Origin of the sequence: Rhizobium sp. Root1203 (assembly GCF_001424945.1) — a bacterium.
Classification (GTDB): Bacteria; Pseudomonadota; Alphaproteobacteria; order Rhizobiales; family Rhizobiaceae; genus Rhizobium.
In genome coordinates this window covers 615,662-633,146 of record NZ_LMCW01000001.1, presented here as the reverse complement: position 1 = coordinate 633,146, position 17,485 = coordinate 615,662, and the positions used below count along the sequence as shown (strand labels likewise).

The 17,485-nt window shown below is 61.7% G+C and carries 19 protein-coding genes; 11 read left to right on the top strand and 8 right to left on the bottom strand.

Going from position 1 to position 17,485, the window contains the following annotated elements; translation table 11 throughout:
- On the top strand, positions 1 to 462 hold the full coding sequence (locus ASC97_RS03125) for a hypothetical protein (protein WP_156390305.1): 462 nt from the start codon (positions 1 to 3) through the stop codon (positions 460 to 462).
- A gap of 160 nt (positions 463 to 622) precedes the next feature.
- Positions 623 to 1,051: a hypothetical protein gene (locus tag ASC97_RS03120; protein WP_113000445.1), complete on the top strand. Its 429-nt coding sequence runs from the start codon at positions 623 to 625 to the stop codon at positions 1,049 to 1,051.
- A 146-nt stretch (positions 1,052 to 1,197) separates the two neighbouring features.
- Here ASC97_RS03120 and ASC97_RS03115 read toward each other — a convergent pair whose 3' ends face one another.
- Positions 1,198 to 1,701, bottom strand: coding sequence for a GNAT family N-acetyltransferase (locus tag ASC97_RS03115; RefSeq protein ID WP_057466863.1), 504 nt, complete (start codon positions 1,699 to 1,701; stop codon positions 1,198 to 1,200).
- A 26-nt stretch (positions 1,702 to 1,727) separates the two neighbouring features.
- On the opposite strand from ASC97_RS03115, the gene ASC97_RS03110 reads away from it, so the two are divergent.
- Together ASC97_RS03110 and ASC97_RS03105 are read left to right on the top strand one after the other, a co-directional pair.
- Positions 1,728 to 2,297 carry a helix-turn-helix domain-containing protein gene (locus ASC97_RS03110; protein ID WP_057466862.1) on the top strand — a complete coding sequence of 190 codons (570 nt, stop codon included), beginning with the start codon at positions 1,728 to 1,730 and terminating at the stop codon, positions 2,295 to 2,297.
- Between the two features lie 48 nt (positions 2,298 to 2,345).
- Positions 2,346 to 2,837: a hypothetical protein gene (locus tag ASC97_RS03105; protein ID WP_057466861.1), complete on the top strand. Its 492-nt coding sequence runs from the start codon at positions 2,346 to 2,348 to the stop codon at positions 2,835 to 2,837.
- Here the strand turns inward: ASC97_RS03105 and trhA are convergent, their stop codons facing one another.
- The 3 genes from trhA to ASC97_RS03090 all read right to left on the bottom strand — a co-directional run bounded on the left by trhA (position 2,838) and on the right by ASC97_RS03090 (position 4,376).
- Complete coding sequence (trhA, locus tag ASC97_RS03100) at positions 2,838 to 3,506, bottom strand: PAQR family membrane homeostasis protein TrhA (protein WP_057466860.1); 669 nt, start codon at positions 3,504 to 3,506, stop codon at positions 2,838 to 2,840.
- 92 nt (positions 3,507 to 3,598) lie between these two features.
- The gene (locus ASC97_RS03095) at positions 3,599 to 3,922 is read right to left on the bottom strand and encodes a TraR/DksA family transcriptional regulator (protein WP_057466859.1); all 324 of its coding nucleotides are present in this window, start codon (positions 3,920 to 3,922) and stop codon (positions 3,599 to 3,601) included.
- A gap of 37 nt (positions 3,923 to 3,959) precedes the next feature.
- Positions 3,960 to 4,376 (bottom strand): universal stress protein, encoded by a 417-nt coding sequence (locus ASC97_RS03090; protein ID WP_057466858.1) that lies wholly within the window; start codon positions 4,374 to 4,376, stop codon positions 3,960 to 3,962.
- 202 nt (positions 4,377 to 4,578) lie between these two features.
- Here ASC97_RS03090 and ASC97_RS03085 point away from each other — a divergent pair, with 202 nt between their 5' ends.
- On the top strand, positions 4,579 to 5,535 hold the full coding sequence (locus tag ASC97_RS03085) for a VOC family protein (RefSeq protein ID WP_082529859.1): 957 nt from the start codon (positions 4,579 to 4,581) through the stop codon (positions 5,533 to 5,535).
- A gap of 48 nt (positions 5,536 to 5,583) precedes the next feature.
- Here the strand turns inward: ASC97_RS03085 and ASC97_RS03080 are convergent, their stop codons facing one another.
- Positions 5,584 to 6,498: a LysR family transcriptional regulator gene (locus tag ASC97_RS03080; protein ID WP_057466857.1), complete on the bottom strand. Its 915-nt coding sequence runs from the start codon at positions 6,496 to 6,498 to the stop codon at positions 5,584 to 5,586.
- Positions 6,499 to 6,647: 149 nt separating this feature from the next.
- On the opposite strand from ASC97_RS03080, the gene ASC97_RS03075 reads away from it, so the two are divergent.
- Positions 6,648 to 8,180: an MFS transporter gene (locus ASC97_RS03075; protein WP_057466856.1), complete on the top strand. Its 1,533-nt coding sequence runs from the start codon at positions 6,648 to 6,650 to the stop codon at positions 8,178 to 8,180.
- A gap of 167 nt (positions 8,181 to 8,347) precedes the next feature.
- On the opposite strand, the gene ASC97_RS03070 is transcribed toward ASC97_RS03075, so the two are convergent.
- Positions 8,348 to 9,325 (bottom strand): nucleoside recognition domain-containing protein, encoded by a 978-nt coding sequence (locus ASC97_RS03070; RefSeq protein WP_057466855.1) that lies wholly within the window; start codon positions 9,323 to 9,325, stop codon positions 8,348 to 8,350.
- A gap of 119 nt (positions 9,326 to 9,444) precedes the next feature.
- Between ASC97_RS03070 and ASC97_RS03065 the strand changes: the two genes are divergently transcribed.
- From ASC97_RS03065 to ASC97_RS03055, 3 genes are all read left to right on the top strand, one after another.
- Positions 9,445 to 9,897, top strand: a complete 453-nt coding sequence (locus ASC97_RS03065; RefSeq protein ID WP_057466854.1) for an Lrp/AsnC family transcriptional regulator — start codon at positions 9,445 to 9,447, stop codon at positions 9,895 to 9,897.
- A gap of 103 nt (positions 9,898 to 10,000) precedes the next feature.
- Positions 10,001 to 11,167 (top strand): AI-2E family transporter, encoded by a 1,167-nt coding sequence (locus tag ASC97_RS03060; protein ID WP_057466853.1) that lies wholly within the window; start codon positions 10,001 to 10,003, stop codon positions 11,165 to 11,167.
- A 19-nt stretch (positions 11,168 to 11,186) separates the two neighbouring features.
- Complete coding sequence (locus ASC97_RS03055; protein WP_057466852.1) at positions 11,187 to 12,476, top strand: NAD(P)/FAD-dependent oxidoreductase; 1,290 nt, start codon at positions 11,187 to 11,189, stop codon at positions 12,474 to 12,476.
- Positions 12,477 to 12,510: 34 nt separating this feature from the next.
- Here the strand turns inward: ASC97_RS03055 and ASC97_RS03050 are convergent, their stop codons facing one another.
- Together ASC97_RS03050 and ASC97_RS03040 are read right to left on the bottom strand one after the other, a co-directional pair.
- The gene (locus ASC97_RS03050) at positions 12,511 to 13,293 is read right to left on the bottom strand and encodes a polysaccharide deacetylase family protein (RefSeq protein ID WP_057466851.1); all 783 of its coding nucleotides are present in this window, start codon (positions 13,291 to 13,293) and stop codon (positions 12,511 to 12,513) included.
- A gap of 664 nt (positions 13,294 to 13,957) precedes the next feature.
- Positions 13,958 to 14,347, bottom strand: a complete 390-nt coding sequence (locus ASC97_RS03040) for a DUF930 domain-containing protein (RefSeq protein ID WP_057466849.1) — start codon at positions 14,345 to 14,347, stop codon at positions 13,958 to 13,960.
- A 244-nt stretch (positions 14,348 to 14,591) separates the two neighbouring features.
- Here ASC97_RS03040 and ASC97_RS03035 point away from each other — a divergent pair, with 244 nt between their 5' ends.
- A complete protein-coding gene (locus tag ASC97_RS03035; RefSeq protein ID WP_057466848.1) occupies positions 14,592 to 16,700 on the top strand; it encodes a S9 family peptidase in 2,109 nt (702 codons plus the stop codon).
- A 255-nt stretch (positions 16,701 to 16,955) separates the two neighbouring features.
- Entirely contained in the window at positions 16,956 to 17,480 is a 525-nt protein-coding gene (locus ASC97_RS03030) for a DUF1697 domain-containing protein (protein WP_057466847.1), read from the top strand.
- Positions 17,481 to 17,485: the final 5 nt, after the last annotated feature.

The window sequence follows — 17,485 nt, the reverse complement described above, 5'->3', positions numbered from 1 at the left end:
ATGGCCGCTTCGGGCCGAAAGACGACAACAGCCTCGCCCGCAGAGCGTCCAACAGCGGACATGATGGGTGCGCTGAAAACGTTGGCGAGCTATGGTCTTTATGGTTTGGGGAAGGTGGGGCGCATGCAGTTGGCAAGACGCTGGGCTTGCGGGGTTCTCGAAGTGCTTGCTGGAATATATTGGCTGTCGGCCGCGGCATGGTTCTCTGCACAGTTCATGATGCAGACAGCAGCACCTGGTTTGTGCTCCGGGGAGCCAATCAAAGTCGTTTGCACGGGCTTTACCGGGGCTTGGGCGTTGGAGTTGATATTGCAGACTTGGATTAGACTTACCTTCCTGCCATTTTTCTGGTGGATTCCGGCGTCCGGCAGCATCTTCTTCTTCCTACCAGCGCTCGCCTATTGGTTTGCTCTGGCGTTGGGTAGCGTCTTGGGAGTGAGGCGGTTGTTTTTCTCCGCTTAGAGCCACCGATCCGAAGGCCGCATTGGTACCAAGTGTGTTCGTTGCGATCACCTGGGAGCACAGATAAAATTCAGGCCATGTCCGCCCTAGTCGCGTAGCTTTCGCGGACTCTTAGGGGCGCTGTATTAGCTCCACCCGGTTTTATTGAGGAATAGCGCCTATGAGATTTATAGCCTCGCTTTTGTTTCTTTTCCCTGCAGCGGCAATGGCTGCGGTGCCGCCGGGGCCGCCGCCATGGTCATGCTCTGTGTTGGCAGCGTGTAACGCTGCGGACATGTGCGTCTATCTGAGAGCCCTTCCGATGAAGTTCAAGCTTACGCAGATCGAGGGTGATGCGAAAAAGTACCATCTGGGGGGATATGATGGATATGAGCGAACCGCGTTGGAACTTCCTAGTTCGGAAGACGCGAAACACTTTGCCGAAACCTATAGCGCTGTCGAGCCTCCTCCGTTCATCTTAATCCGAAATGACATGATTTCTGACGCCCATGGTTTTTGGCTTCAAAGCATGTCCCAACGTGGCAATGGTCAGCGCATTTTGACAGAGGAGAAAATGCTTGTCGCCTGTAACAGCATTCGGAAAAGATAAGACTTGGCTGCAACGTCCCCTTCGGGCCGAGTGCGGACGACGGCCTTCCCTCGTCCCGCCCAGGACGAAAGCTCGGGAACGCGCTTGACCTCGCCCGATTGGAGAAGGCCCGGCGGGCATTCTTCCGGATCTCGGGCGTCTTTCCGCTACTTCGAAATCCTGAGCTCCATGAACGTCAGGTCCAGCCAGCGGCCGAATTTGGTTCCCACTTCGAAGAAGGTGCCGCCGTTTCGAAAGCCGAGCTTCTCGTGCAGCTTTATCGACGCCAGGTTGCCGGCCTCGATACCGGCGATCATGACGTGGATGCCGTTTTCGCCCGCCCGCTCGATCAGGGACGTCATCAGCAGCTTGCCGATGCCGGCGCCCTGATGGTCCTTCTCGACATAGACGGAATGTTCGACCGTGTGGCGGAACCCCTCGAAGGCGCGCCAGTCACCATAGGAGGCGTATCCGACGATACGCCCTTCCTTTTCGGCGACGAGAACCGGAAATCCCCTCGCCTGACGCAGCCTGAACCATTCCAGCCGGTTGCCGAGATCGACCACAGTCTCGTTCCAGATCGCCGTCGTATGTTCCACTGCGTGATTGTAGATATCGCGAATGGCTGGGAGATCCGCTTCGGTGGCATCGCGTACGAGGGCTTGCGTCATCAATTTCAGTCCACTATCATTTCGTTATGTCCACTATATCAAACGATTTCGATCACTGTCTAGGGGACCGCGTCCGCGCCGAGCGGGAATTGCGCGGATGGTCCCTCAGCGACCTTGCCGGCCAGTCCGGCGTGTCGCGCGCGATGATCCACAAGATCGAGCGCGGCGAGAGCAGCCCCACCGCCTCGCTGCTCGGCAAGCTCTGCGGCGCGTTCAGCCTGACGGTATCGTCGCTGATCGCCCGGGCCGAGGCCGGAAGCCAGCGGCTGACACGGCGCTCGGAACAGCAGGTCTGGACCGATCCGGAGACCGGCTATTCGCGCCGTCATGTTTCACCGGCCAACGGCAGTCCGTTCGATATCGTCGAGATCGATCTTCCGCCGGGCGCTGCCGTCGCCTATCCCGCCTCGTCCTTCGTCTTTCTGCGGCAATGCATATGGATTGCCGATGGCGAACTGACCTTTGCGGAGGGCGATGTCGTGCACCAGCTGAAAAGCGGCGACTGCCTGTTGCTGGGACCGGCCGCCGACTGCGAATTCCGCAACCGCGGCGCGGTCAATTGCCGTTACGTCGTGACGGTGCTGAAAGCGGGCTGAAACGACCGGAGGAATGCGCTAGGTTCCGCCGGCAGATCGGGAGGGTTCATGATCGATCGTTTCGCCATCATTCGTTTGATCCTTCTGCTTAGCCTTGCGGCAACGCCTGCGATGGCGGACGGCTGGCGGCCCTACGCGAATGCCCGCTTCGGCTATGTGATCGATCTTCCTGCCGATTTCACGGTTGCCGGCGAGGCAGACAACGGCGACGGCATGACGCTGGCGTCGAAGGACGGCAAGGCGGAGCTTCGTGTGTTCGGCGCCAACCGGCTGCAGGACGATTTTGCCGCGGAGATCAGGAGCCGCAGGGAGATGGACGAGAAGGATGGCTGGACGATCGGCTACAGCAAATCCTCCAAGACCTGGGCCAGCTACTCCGGCACCAGCAGAGACCGCATACTTTACGTTCGCGCCATATCGCTCTGCCACGACGCGGTCGGCTATGTCACGCTGGAGTATCCGAAGGCGGCGCTGAAGGAATACGACGCGGTGGTCGGCCACCTGGTCAAGACGCTTGCGGCGCCACCACGTTGCGGCTGATCAGAGACCGGACGCGCTCATGCTGAAGCAGGTGAGAACCGCCGTATAGTGGACGGCGGCGGCGGCAACGACGAAGCCGTGCCAGATCGCATTCTGAAACCGCAGCTTCTCCCACACGTGGAAGATGACGCCCAGCGAGTAGATGATCCCGCCGATCACGATCAGCAGCATCGACGCGTACGGGATGCGCTCGGCGACCGGCCCTGCCACCAGGACGCCGCTCCAGCCCATCGCGAGATAGAGCAGGATCGCAAGCTTGTCGTAGCGGCCCGGAAAGACGCACTTCAGGAACACGCCCATCGCCGCAATGGCCCACATGCCGATCAGCATGCCCAGCAGCAGCGGATTGTCGGCGCCGCGCTCGAGAAACGGGGTGTAGGTGGCGGCAATCAGGATGAAGATCGAGGAATGATCGAGCCTTCGCAGGAACCACTTGGTGCGCGACACCGGCCAGGCATTGTAGGAGAAGGAGATGCCAAGCGTCAGCACCAGCCCGATACTGTAGATCCAGGCCGCGGCCAGCTCGCCATGCGAACTCCAGACGGTGGCGTAGAAGATCAGCACCGTCGCGCCGATCAGCGCAAGCGCCAGCCCGACGCCGTGGACGATGCCATCGGCGATCAGCTCGTATTTATCATAGGCCCAGCGGATTCCGTTGAACTCGCCCATGCACGACACCCTATTCGATCCATGGCGATCGTCTCACCGAAACGGCCGGCACGCAATACAACCACTTATCCATCAGCCTGGGGTTGGGCGTACTACGTCTGGCCGATGCAATCCTCGCAGAGCGGCGCATAGGGCACGGCGGCCAGGCGCTTCCTGGAAATGGGCTGCCCGCAGTTCACGCAGATGCCGTAGGTTCCCTTGGCGATCCGCTCGAGCGCTGCGCCGATCGCGCGCAGTTCGTCCTGCCCAGCCTGCCCCAGACCTTCGAGAACCTCGTCATTCTCGCTCTCCGTGGCACGGTCGTCGCTGTCCTGCTCCTTCGTGCGCCCGAGATCGAGGTCGATGCGGGACAGCCGCGATTGAAGTTCGCGCTGGCGATCCCTCAGAATCGTCTCGTAGGCCTGGATGTCGCTCATCGGTTCCTCCTTCGAATTGTTGTTGTTGTTCTTCGTTCTAACGCCGCCGGTCGACCAGCACCGAGCACTTGGCATGCCGCACGACGCGGTCGGCCGTCGCGCCGATGAAGTAATTGCTGAAATCCGGAACATGCGATGCAAGGATGATCAGATCGGCGCCGTGGGCTTCGGCGGCGGCCAGGATACCGCTTGCGGCACGGCCATGGCTGATCTCGATGTTTGCCGGGATCCCGGTCTTCAGGATCAGCCCTTCGAGCCTCTCGCGCGCGTCCTTGGCGGCATTTTCGACCAGCTCGACGGGCAGATCGATGGCCACATATGTCGGAATGTCCTCGACGACATTCAGGAGAACGATTTCGCCCCCGGTATCGAGCAATGTGGCCGCCTTGCGAAAGGTCGTTTCGCCGTCCCCCAGCGCGCCGATTTCGACGGCGACGACGATCTTCTTGTACATTGAGGCGCTCCTTTTTGGCGTTCGCGATGGAACACATATCTCTCAGAAAATAGATAAGGCGCTTTGATCAAGATCAAGCCCGGCGCCTTTGAGACCGTCAACGCATGCTGAACGCTTCATCGTCAAAAACCAGTCTTCTGTGAACAATCGGAATCCGCCATAAAGACATCAGGGACAGCGGCCAAAGGGAACCTCAGAGGCGATGGATCGGCGACAATTCCTTGGGATGGCGACTGGCAGCGCTCTCGCTGCCACCGCCGGCATGCCTTCAACGACCAGAGCAGGAGACACCAGCATGACAACAACCGAGACGTCCTACGCGCTGACGCGCCCTGCCTATGTCGATCACTCGCATCTGGTCGTCACCGACGTTTCGCTGGTTTCCAGCTTCTACCAGTCGATGCTTGGCCTCAAGGTCATCGAGAAGGCTGCCAGCGGCGAAGTGCTCGGTGTCGACGGCACGCCGCTCCTGACGCTGACGACGGGCAAGGATGTCCGCGTCGCCCCGCGCGATGCCGCCGGCCTCTTCCACACCGCGTTCCTGATGCCCGACCGCACCGAGCTTGCACGCTGGCTGCGCCATGCCGCGCAAAACAACGTCGTGCTCGACGGCGCATCGGACCATCTCGTCAGCGAGGCGATCTATCTTTCCGACCCGGAGGGCAACGGCATCGAGATCTATGCCGACAGGCCGCACGGGCAATGGAAATTCCATGAGGACGGCCAGGTCGAAATGGCGACGCTGCGCCTCGACCTGCAGACGCTTTACGACAGTGCCCCGCAGGACGCCTGGAACGGCATGGCCGACGGCACCGCGATCGGCCATATCCATCTTCAGGTCGGCGACATTCCGGAAGCAGACGCCTTCTATCGCGACGTGCTCGGCCTGATGCTCATGGCGCGCTATCCCGGCGCGAGCTTCTTTGCCACCGGCGGATACCATCATCACGTCGCCGCCAACATCTGGAACAGCCGCGGCGCCGGCACCCGCAGCGACGGCATGACCGGCCTTTCGGACTACGCGCTCCGCTTCAACGACACCGCAGCGCTCGACAAGGCTATCGCCAAGCTCGACGAGCTCGAAATCAAGAGCGAGAAGCGCGGCGGAGGCGTGTTCCTGAGAGACCCCTGGGGCATCGGCCTGACGCTTTCGGCCTGAGGACCGGCAACATCGGCGGCTACCACGGGTCGGCGCGCGACGCCTCCTCTATCGCGCCGAGGGGACCTCGCAACGATCAGCAAAGAGCGTTTCCGTCAGGAAATCGACGAGGACGCGCACTTTCGGCGACAGGTGCCGGTTCGACGGCCAGAGCAAATGGAACTGGCCGGGGCCATCGATATGATCGTCCAGAACGGTGCGTAGCGTGCCTTCGGCGAGGTGTCGGCGGGCCAGGAAATCCGGCATGCAGCCGATCCCGAGACCGCTGATCGCCGCACCGCGCAACGCCTCCATGTTGTTGCAGGTCAAGGCCGTGCGGACGGAAAGCTCCGGTGCGCCCGGCGGAAGGCTCAAGGGCCAGTCCTGGATCTTTCCGCTGTTCGGGAAGCGGAAGCGAATCCCGAGATGGCCGCACAGATCCTGCGGGCAAGCCGGCAGGCCGTGTTCGTCGAGATAACCGGGCGAGGCGCAGAGGAGCATCTGGAAGGGCCGGAGTGCCCGTGACATCAGCCGCGAATCCGGCAGATTGCCGCTGCGGATGGCAACATCGACCCCCTCCTCGATCAGATCGACGATACGGTCGTTGAAGTCGAGGTCAAGTTCCACTTCCGGGTAGAGCCGGATGAACTCGGGCAGGACCGGAAGCAACAAGTGATAGCTGACCAGAGGAACGCTGAGACGCAGCCGGCCACGCGGAACCGCCACGGCCTGCGCAAGCGATGCCTGCGCATCCTCGAGATCGTCCAGCACGCGCCGGCAGCGCTCGTGGAACAGCCGCCCCTCCTCGGTCAGTCTTATGCTTCTGGTCGAACGCTGGAACAGCCGCACGCCCACCTGTCGCTCCAGCGTGGTCACCGCCTTGCCGACGGCCGAGGGCGAGAGGCCAAGGACACGACCGGCGGCGACGAAGCTGCCGAGATCGGCGGTTTTCACGAAGGCGGCCAACCCGCTCAACTGCTCCATTTCGCACCCTCATTCGAGCGCTATTTTCCGTTATGTCAGGAAAAATAGCCAACTTATCCGCATACTCCTGAAATTTTATCTTGTCTTGGCCGCGAATACCAGGGGCTCATCGCTCCCGCGAGCATGTCATCCAACCAGGCGGAAACCTCATGACAACATCTGACAAGAGAACGCGCGCGAGCGCGGCAACGAAAATGCTGGCCCTGATCGGCGTCTGCTGTGCCGCCGCCGCCATGCCGCTGACATTCACCGGCCCGGCCGTTGCCCTGCCCGCCATCAGCCGCGACCTCGGCGGCAGTCCCATCGCCCTGAACTGGGTTACGAACGCCTTCATGCTGACCTTCGGAAGCAGCCTGATGGCCGCAGGCGCGCTGGCCGACGGCTATGGGCGCAAGCGAATATTCCTGTCCGGCCTGGCAGCATTCCAGCTCTTTTCGGCGGCGCTTGCCTTCTCCAGGGACATCGTCTGGTTCGACATCCTGCGGGCCCTGCAAGGCGTCGGCGCGGCGGCGGCCTTCTCGGGCGGCATGGCGTCGCTTGCGCAGGAATTCGAAGGAGACGAGCGGATGCGGGCATTCAGCATCGTCGGATCGAGCTTCGGCGTCGGTCTGGCATTCGGCCCGATCGCTTCCGGCTTCATGGTCCAGACCTTCGGCTGGCCGGCGATCTTCGCTCTGGTCTTCGCGCTCGGCACGCTGGCCTTCGCGCTTGGCGCGCGTTTCCTGCACGAGACCCGCGATCCCGAAGCAAGCGGGCTCGACTGGCCGGGTGCGATCAGTTTCACGCTGGCGCTGACGCTCTTCACCTATGGCGTGCTTCGCGCGCCCGAACATGGATGGCGGGATCCCGGCGTCATCGCGCTGCTGGCTGCATCCGCCGTGTTGATGGCGCTCTTCTGCATCGTCGAGCGCAGGGTCAAACGTCCGATGCTCGACCTCACGCTCTTCCGCTATCCGCGCTTTGTCGGTGTTCAGCTACTGGCCGCAGCGCCTGCCTATGCCTTCGTCGTGCTGCTCATTCTTCTGCCGGTCCGCTTCGTCGGCATAGACGGCATGAGCGAGGTCGGTGCAGGCCGGATGATGATTGCGCTTTCCGCGCCGCTGCTGGCGCTGCCGATGGTCGCCGGGCAACTGACGCGCTGGTTTGCGCCCGCGGCCATCTGCGGCGTCGGGCTGATGATTTCCGCGGCCGGTCTCTTCTGGCTGGGCAGCGTTCCCGCGGGCGCCGCGCACGCTTCGCTGATCGCGCCCCTGCTTGCGATCGGCGTCGGCATCAGCCTGCCCTGGGGCCTGATGGACGGACTTGCTGTCAGTGTCGTTCCCAAGGAGCGCGCCGGCATGGCGACCGGCATCTTCAGCACGACCCGCGTGGCAGGCGAAGGCGTGGCGCTGGCGATCGTGAGTGCGGTGCTCTCGGCACTGATCCAGTCCAGCGTCGGCGGCCAGGAAGGTTCGACAACCGCTGCGGCGCAACGTCTGGTTACGGGTGATTTCAATGCGGCAGCCGCGGCGTTGCCCGGCATGACGCGAGATGCGCTGATCCAGAGTTACGGACAGGCGTTCGGCACCCTGTTGCTCCTGCTCGCGAGCATCACAACCGTCACTGCAATCGTCGTCGGAGCATTCCTCAGGCGCAGAACCGTCAAAGCCGCGGAAACCGTCTGCGAGAGCCCAGCGGTGTAACCTCCGGCGGAACCGGCGGTGACCGCCGGCATATCGGAACGGCATCCGCTGTGGGCGCCGTCCCTCCCCGCCGGTCGACGCTGGCATGTCGGGACCCGGACACTGCCGGCAATGGTCTCATGCGCGAGACCTGCCAAGCCGGAATATCCGAAATGCCGACACGTCGCTTAGCGGCTTTCTGCCTGTCTGCTGTGCAGTCGGAATATTTGTGCGAAGAATGCTTTGTCGGATAGGCGGCGAAGCAGGGCGGCAATCGCCGCGGTTGCCGCGATGGCGAATGCGAGCCGCCCGGCAAGAACGCCGTAAACATCTGCGCCAAGCGAGACCATGATAAGGGTGTCCTCAATCACACTGTGCGCGAAGCCCATGAACACGCATGATAGAAAGATCTGACGTGGTGATATTGCGCCCGATCGTGCCTCGCGGATCAAAAGACCGGCACCGTAGGAAATCCCCAGGAACAATCCGACAGCAGTGAGATCTCCTGCTTCGCCCCTGATGCCGGCAAGACGCAACGCGGGTGCGAGAACCGTCATCATCCATCGCAGCAGTCCTGTCACCCTGAGGATTTCGAGGCCCCAGCACAGGATAAGGAGGATGACAAGCATCGACATCATCGTCTCGCCGAGGCCGCGGAAATATTCAGCCCAATCGGGTGTGGCGCTCATCGGAATCCAGGCGGGATCAACCGATGCTGACAACCAGCCCGTGGCCAGCAGAAAATGGTGCAGCAGAAAAGCGTAGAGCAAACCGCCTCCGATGCGCAGCGTCGTCGTTGCGATCATGCCCGGGCCGGCGTTCTGAATGATCTTTTGCTCGACAGGCAGGCCGTGTGCGAACAAGAGAAGCGCCGAGATAACCGTCATATCCGCCACGCTAAGCGAGGATGCGGGAACAAGAGTGAAAATGAGCGGAACAGCGCCCCATATGCCGACAAGCATTGCCGTCAGCCAAACCAGACCCAGTTCCGAGGGCAAGCCAACCAGGTTCATGACGGGCGCAAAAGCGGGGGCCACCGCCTTGATCGCCCCCATTCTCGACAACAGTTCCGTCAAGATCGTTAGCGGAACCGTGATCCGGACAAGCACCCAATAGATTTCAAGTGTTTCCCGCGTTTTGCGCAGGACAGGCATCAAAAACCGCATCAGAGCCTCCTCAAAAAGCTGTCTCGATTGCTAGCCCGACCCGCTTCGAATTTGGGGTCAAATATTGCAGTCCTATGCAATTTTATTGCAAATGCGCTGCCTGTGCCTATTCTGCCGGAATGGATCGGATTGACCGGAAACTTCTGAACCTCATGCAGCGCGACGCATCGCGCACGAATGTCGACGTGGCCGAAGAGGTGGGCCTGTCTCCATCCAGCTGTCTGCGCCGCGTACAGCGGCTCCACAAATCGGGCGTGATCGACCGGATTGTCGCGATCCTGAATCCGGCCAAGGCCGGACGAGTGATCAAGGCCCTGGTTACCGTCGAACTGAAATTGCACGGCGAGCAGCACATGCGACGGTTTCTGGACATCGCGGCCGGCGAAGAGGCTGTCGCGCAAGCTTATGCCGTTACCGGCGAAACGGACGTCGTGCTGATGCTGCGCTTGCGCGACATGGAAGAATTCAATGCCCTCTGCGACAGGCTGTTTCGCGATCAGACCAATGTCGCTCGGTTCGTCACCATGATCATCATCCGGACGGCAAAGGAGGAAACGGCAATTCGGCTTTGATCGAATACCGCTTCTTCCACACCGCATTGGGGTCGACGGAACCGGAACGGCCTATCGCGCGTTGTGGTGGCGAAGCAATGGGCTTCCGGGGAACATGTCATCCATGGGCATCGCCACGGGCATTCGGAAACACGCGAGCAAGATCGCGATCGGCGAACGTCATGTCAGCAGCTGGGCCGCAAAGCTCAGCGAAGCGACCGAGGAGTTGCCGCAGGCCCCGATGCGACGGGTCGAGAAGGATGGGCTCGACATGAGCACCGCCTGGGCGATCATCGGCATCTTCACGATTCTCGGCCTTTCAGCGGTCTACATGATGTCGCTGATCCTCATTCCCCTGACGCTTGCCATCGTCGTCGGGATGATCCTCGGCATGCTGGCCGAGAAGCTCAGCAAGCTGGGCGTGCCGCGCATCACCAATGCCGTCATCCTGTCGTCCGCCGTGGCGCTCGTGATCTTTCTCGTGGCCAGTTCGCTTGCGGGTCCGCTGGCGACGCTTGCCAACGAGGGGCCGGCGTTTTTCGAGAAGACCCTCAACAGGCTGATGCCCTATCTGGAGCGGATCCGGTGGCTGCATATCACGCCGCAAACCTTCCAGGGCGGCCCGATGTCGGCAGACAAGCTGCTGGAGAACACGGGCAACATCCTGCACGTCGTCTCGGCGAACCTGACGCCTGCGCTCATCCAGGCACTGATCTTCTTCGCCGCGCTGCTGCTGTTCCTGGCCGGACGCGTCAATCTGCGCAAATCGATCATCATGGTGTTCAGGACGCGGTCGCAGCGGCTTGCAGCCATTCGCGTCATCAACGGGGTGGAACAGGTTCTCGGCTTCTATTTCGCCACGGCATCCCTGATCTATGTTTGCCTCGGTGTCGTGATGACCGTCATCGCTTACGCCGGCGGGCTGCCCTCGCCTGTCCTGTGGGGATTTTTCGCATTCCTGTCGAGCTTCGTTCCCTATCTCGGCATCACCATGATGACGCTGGCCATCGCGATTGCGGGGATCCTGACGCATGACAGCCTGCTGTTCGGACTGATCCCCGCAGCCGCTTTCTTTTCAGTCCACCTGGTCATGGAGAATTTGATCTTCCCGGCCGTGATGGGGCGGCGGCTCGAGATCAATCCGTTCGTGGTGTTTATCGCGATCCTCTTCTGGACCTGGATGTGGGGGGCGGTCGGCGCGATGCTCGCCTTGCCGTTGTCCCTGATCGTGATGACCATCATCGATGAACTGGTCATCGAGGAAAAAGTACAGCCGCAGCTGCCGAAGTAATCGAGTTAGGACGCGTCCGATGGCGGAAATCGATCTTCAGGACTCCAGCCACGACCGCCTGACGAGCGGGCTGTCGCCATGGGGACTGCCGGGCACCAGGCCCAGCTATCAACCGCTCGAGGAAAACCTCAAGGTGGATGCGCTCGTGATCGGCGGCGGCATTACAGGCGCGCTGATGGGGCAGCTTCTTGCCGAGCGTAACCTGTCCGTCGCCATCGTCGACCGCGAGGAGCCGGGCCTCGGCAGCACCGCCGCCAGCACCGCGATGCTGCAATGGGAAATAGACCGGACGCTCAGCGAGCTCGAACAGCTTTATGGCTTCGAGCGCGCCGTCGGCATGTATCGGCGCAGCGCCGCTGCCGTCGCCGGCCTTTCCAAGCTGATTGCCACCCACCGCATTCCCTGCGATTTCCGGCCGCGGCAATCGCTGTTCCTCACCAGCAACCAGGAAGGCGCGCGCGACCTACTGACCGAGGTCGCGCTCCGCCGTCGCGCCGGCCTGCCGAGCACCTATCTGGAGCATTGCGACCTGTTCACCGAATTCGAACTCGACCGCGACGCGGGCATCCTGTCGCGCGGCTCGGCGGAGGCCGATCCGCTGCTTCTGACCTGGGGCCTGCTTGATATCGCACGGCATCATGGCGCGCGCCTCGTCGGCGCCTCGGTGGAGAGGCTTCACAGCGAGGGAGGCCGCGTCACCGCGGAAACGGATCGCTCCTTCGTGATCGAGGCGAAGGCTGCGGTGTTGGCAACCGGCTATGCGCTGCCGGGGATCGAGATGCCGAAACTTCATCGCCCGACTTCCAGCTGGGCGCTTGCCACCCTGCCGCAGGATCCGGCGACGCTCTGGCGCGACCAGGCTCTGATCTGGGAGGACAGCAATCCCTATCTCTACATGCGAACGACGCCGGACGGCCGCATCGTCGCCGGTGGCGAGGACGACGATACGATCGATCCCGCGGCACGGGACAGCAAGCTGCCGCAGAAGATCATGGCCATCCGGGAAAAGATGAAGCGGCTTTGGCCGAAGGCGGACACGCGCGTGGCCAATGCCTGGTGCGGGACGTTCGGCGAAACCGCCGACGGGCTGCCGCTGATCGGGCCGGTTCCCTCCCTGCCCCATGTCTACGGCGCATACGGATACGGCGGCAACGGCATCACATTCTCGTATCTCGCCGCGCAGATGATCGGCGCGATGATTGCCGGTGGGTACAGGGAGTGGTTCGACGATTTCGCGATGGATCGCGACGTTCCGGGCTTGAAGAGTTTCGCAGCGGTCGAACGCAGCGGCGCCGACGCGCTGAGCTAGCGCTCAGCCCCGGTCTTGCCTCCCCAGGCATTGCTCACTGGGTCGTCTGATCGTCGCCGGTGTCCTCGACATCCTGCAGCCGGACGAACTCCGTGCCTTTGGCCTTGAGATCGAGGATGGCTTTTGCCACCCCTTCGCCTGCGGCATGGGTCGGCTGATTGATGTGGGAAATGACCACATCGCCGTCCTTGGCGGCCGCGATCCGCTTTTCGGTCACGGCAGCGCCAAGGAGCGAGCCGCCGTCGCCATTCACGGAATAGCCGGCAATGCGGTATCCCATGGCGCGGATCTGGGCGATCGAGGAGAGGTCGTACTTCGCCGTGGAGCCGCGGAACCAGCGCGGCGGCACGATGCCCGCTGCCAGCATCGCATCGGCGCCGCCCTGCACTTCCTGGCGAACCGCTTCGGGAGAGCCGGCAGACGCGATGCCATAGATCGACACCGGCTTGTCGACGGCCGGAATGTGGTTCTGGCCGTGATTTTCGAGTTCGAAGAGGTCAGGATTCTGCAGGAAGACCTGGAGCGCCTGCGGATTGTGCTTCAGCCAGCGCGCCGTGACGAAGATCGTCGCCGGTATGCGCTCGCTGACCAGAACCGACAGAATACGGTCGTCGGCCTTGCCCATGCACGCATCGAACGTCAGCGCAACGCGGGCATGGCCCTTGAGGCCGGACCGCGCAATGCGCAGATGCGGCTCGACCAGCTTCGGTGCCATCGCTGCCTTCGGTGGCGCTGCAACCGGCGGCACGGCATTCGCCGCGGAGGCGGCGGAAACAGCGGCAAGCAGGAATGTCGGAACGAGAAGAAAGCGATTCATGAGGCTGATTTCTGCAATTTCGAGAAACAGCTTACCTGCTGGTTTCTCTAGAGACCATGCGGCCCGTTGACCCGTCTGAAAAGCGTACGCTTTTTTCATACACTTACATCCAAAGCGATCACCTCCTATCCAGGAGAAATGTGTTTGGAATTTGAATGGGACGAGAACAGGCGGCAAGAGACCCTTAGAAACCGCGGCATCGACATACTTTACGCCGCACTTATATTCGAGGAGCGGTGTTGCCCCGTGTCGACGATCGCCGGGCCTACGGTGAGATGCGGTTCATATCGTTTGGGCTTGTCGACGAAGAATGCCTCGTCGTCGTCCATACCGAGCGCGGCGGAAGAACGCGTCTGGTGACAGCATGGAAAGGAGGTCGCCATGGCCGAAGACAATATGAAGCGTGCTTCGCTGGCGGACGTCCGCCGAATGAAGGAAAAGGGCCTCTTTCACGACCCGAAGGCTCCGGACGGAGAGAATCTCGGAGCCGATTTCTGGGCGAAGGCAGAGATACGCGACCCGAAAAAGTCGCGATCGGTACATCTGAAGCTTGATCCTGATGTCTTCGACTTTTTCTATTCGCAGGCGCGCGGAAAAGGCCACCTGACGCGGATGCAGGATGTATGCGGGCACACACCGGCTCTTGAGCCGCGAGCCCGCCGGATCAGTCATAGAGATAATATTTGGTCCACTTTTCGCGCGGCACCTTGTCGCCGATCGTGTACTGCATTTCGCGGACGTTCATGTGCTGCGGACCTGTGACGCAGCTGTAGGAGAGGTGATACCAATCGCCCTTGCTGCGGAAAACGGCGCCCGGGGCCTCGAGCTTGTCGTCGCCGGCGACGGGATCCTTGAAGGTATAGGCGATCACCTTGTCGGGCTTGTAGCCCGTTTCGTCCTTGTTGATTCGGCTCATCGCCTCGGTGTCGCAGCTCTGTTCGAGCCGGGTCGAGGGGTCGAGCTTCTCGAGCTGCTTCTTGATCGCCGGGTCGACTGCAAAGGCTGGCGCGGCAAGGCTGAGAACAGAGAGAAGCAAGACGATACGTTTTGGCATTACCGTGAAATTCCTTTGCATCCTTGTTCCGGAAGCCGACGTCGCCCGCCTTGGACAGGGCGGTAAACGATGACGAAATTCCGCGCGACCGTAGCGGACATTGTTAAACAATGTGGTGACATCAAGGCAACGTGAGCCATCCTTCTATTTCGAGCGGCGTCCCTTCGACGCTGCCACCAGAGCTTGATCCGGCGCCGCTCGCCCTCTATCTCTTGGGCAGCTGAATTCCCACCCGGAGCATTCCTTGTCCGTCTTCAAAAATCTGCCGACCCCGCCCGCAGCTTCCAAGAAGCCGCTCTCCGACACGCGCCACGGCATGACCCGTACCGACGATTACGCCTGGCTGCGCGCCGACAACTGGCAGGCAATGTTCAAGGATCCGTCGATTCTCGACCCCGAGATCCGCCAGCATCTGGAGGCCGAGAACGCCTACATGAATGCGGCAATGGAAGACACCAAGCCGCTGCAGAAGACGCTGTTTGCCGAAATGCGCGGCCGCATCAAGGAAGACGACAGCTCGGTGCCGATGAAGGACGGCGACTACGCCTACGGCACCTTCTTCGTGACCGGCGGCGAACAGCCGCGCTATTTCCGCATTCCCCGCAACGGCGACGTCAAGGACGAGACGCTCCGCACCGTGCTGCTCGACGGCGACAAGGAAGCGGCCGGCAAGGCCTATTTCCGGCTGGCCGGCGTCGATCATTCCACCGATCACAATCGCGGCATCTGGGGCTATGACGACAAGGGTTCAGAATTCTACACATTGAAGGTTCGCGACCTGACGACCGGCGAGGACATGGCCGACGTCATAGAGAACACGGGCGGCGGCGGCGCCTGGGCGCCCGACGGCAAGAGCTTCTTCTATTCGGCACTCGACGAGAACCATCGCCCCTCGAAGGTGTTTCACCACGTGATCGGCACGCCGCAGTCGCAAGACAGACTGGTCTACGAGGAAGAGGATGCGGGCTTCTTCATGGGGGTCGGCGGTTCGCTGCTCGACGACTTCATCTACATCGACATCCACGACCACGAGACGTCGGAATACCGGCTGCTGTCGACCAAGGACCTGACGGCGGAGCCAAAGCTCGTCGCGGTGCGCGAGGAAGGCATCGAATACTCGATGACCGAGGGCGGCGACGTGTTCTACATCCTCACCAACGACGGCGACGCCAAGGATTTCAAGATCGTGGAAGCACCGGTTGAAAATCCGGGGAAGGAAAACTGGCGCGAGGTGGTGCCGCACAAGCCCGGCACGCTTGTCATCAGCCACATGGCCTATGCCCGCCACCTGATCTGGCTGGAGCGCAAGGACGGCCTGCCGCAGATCATGATCCGCGATCGCAAGACCGGCGAGGAACATGCCATCGCCTTTGCCGAGGAGGCCTATTCGCTCGGCCTGCAGGGTGCCGCCGAATATGACAGCGACATCATCCGCTTTTCCTACTCCTCGATGACGACGCCCTCGCAGCTCTACGACTACAACATGGTGACGCGCGAGCGCACGCTGCTGAAGACGCAGGAAGTGCCCTCGGGCCACAATTCCGACGACTACGTCACCCGCCGCGTGTTTGCGCCCGGCTGGGACGGCGTCGAGGTGCCTGTCACCCTGCTCTATCGGAAGGATACCCCGCTCGACGGTTCGGCGCCCTGCCTGCTCTACGGCTACGGCGCCTATGGCGTCACCATTCCGGCCGGTTTCAACACCAATTGCCTGTCGCTCGTCGACCGCGGCTTCGTCTATGCCATCGCCCATATCCGCGGCGGCAAGGACAAGGGCTTTGCCTGGTACGAAGACGGCAAGATGGAGAAGAAGACCAACACCTTCAAGGATTTCATCGCCGCGGCTGACTATCTGAATCAGGAGAAGTTCACCTCCTACAAGAACATCATCGCCGAGGGCGGATCGGCCGGCGGCATGCTGATGGGCGCCATCACCAACATGGCGCCGGAGAAGTTCGCAGGTGTCATCGCCGCCGTTCCCTTCGTGGACGTGCTGAACACCATGCTCGACGACACCCTGCCGCTGACGCCGCCGGAATGGCCGGAATGGGGCAATCCGATCGACAGCAGGGAAGAATACGAGCAGATCGCGGCCTATTCGCCCTACGACAACGTTGGCGACAAGCCATACCCGCCGATCCTGGCGCTCGGCGGCCTGACCGATCCGCGCGTCACCTACTGGGAACCGGCGAAGTGGGTGGCAAAACTCCGCGAGAAGACGACCGGCGAAGCGCCGATCCTTCTGAAGACCAACATGGATGCCGGCCATGGCGGCGCATCCGGCCGCTTCCAGCGGCTGGAAGAGATCGCCTTCGAATATGCCTTCGCGATCAAGGTTGCCGGGAAGGCATAAGGCGGGGTTCGGAAGAACGCTTATCGCATCCGGTGCCGAGGGCGCATAAATCGACCTTCACACCCTCATTCCTGTGCTTGTCACAGGAATCCAGCGCGCCCCAAGTCATTGGGCGAAAAGGCTTTTACAGAAGTCATGCACGGCGCAGACGCGCCGTGGCTGGATTCCTGTCACAAGGACAGGAATGAGGGAAGGAAGGCTTTGTGCCTGACCGACTGATCCGCACACAATGTTCAGAAATTCATGGAGCCGAGAATGCCCGTCTACATCGCCCTGCTGCGCGCCATCAATGTCGGGGGAACCGGCAAGCTTGCGATGGCTGAGCTGAAATCGATCTGCGAGGCGCTCGGCTTCGCCGACGTCAAGACCTACATCCAGAGCGGCAACGTGCTGTTTCGCTCCGACGACGCGGAAGCCGACGTCGAACGCCGGCTGGAGGAAGCCCTGGGCAAGGCGCTCGGCAAGAAGCCGGGCGTGGTGCTGCGCAGCCGCAGGGAACTGGACGCGATCGTGGCGAATGCGCCTTTCCCGGATGCCAAGCCGAATTACCTGCTCGTCAGTTTTCTGCCTGCGGAAGCGCCCGCGGACGCACTGGACAAACTGGTCGCACCGGACGGCGAGGAAGCCGTCGTCGCCGGGCGGGAGATCTACGTGCATTTCCCGATCGGCTCCGGCCAATCGAAGCTCAAGCTGCCGGCGCTGAAACCCGGAACGGCCCGCAACCTGAACACGGTCCGCAAGCTCGCCGAGATGGCGGCCGCTATGGAAGACGCCAATTAGAATTC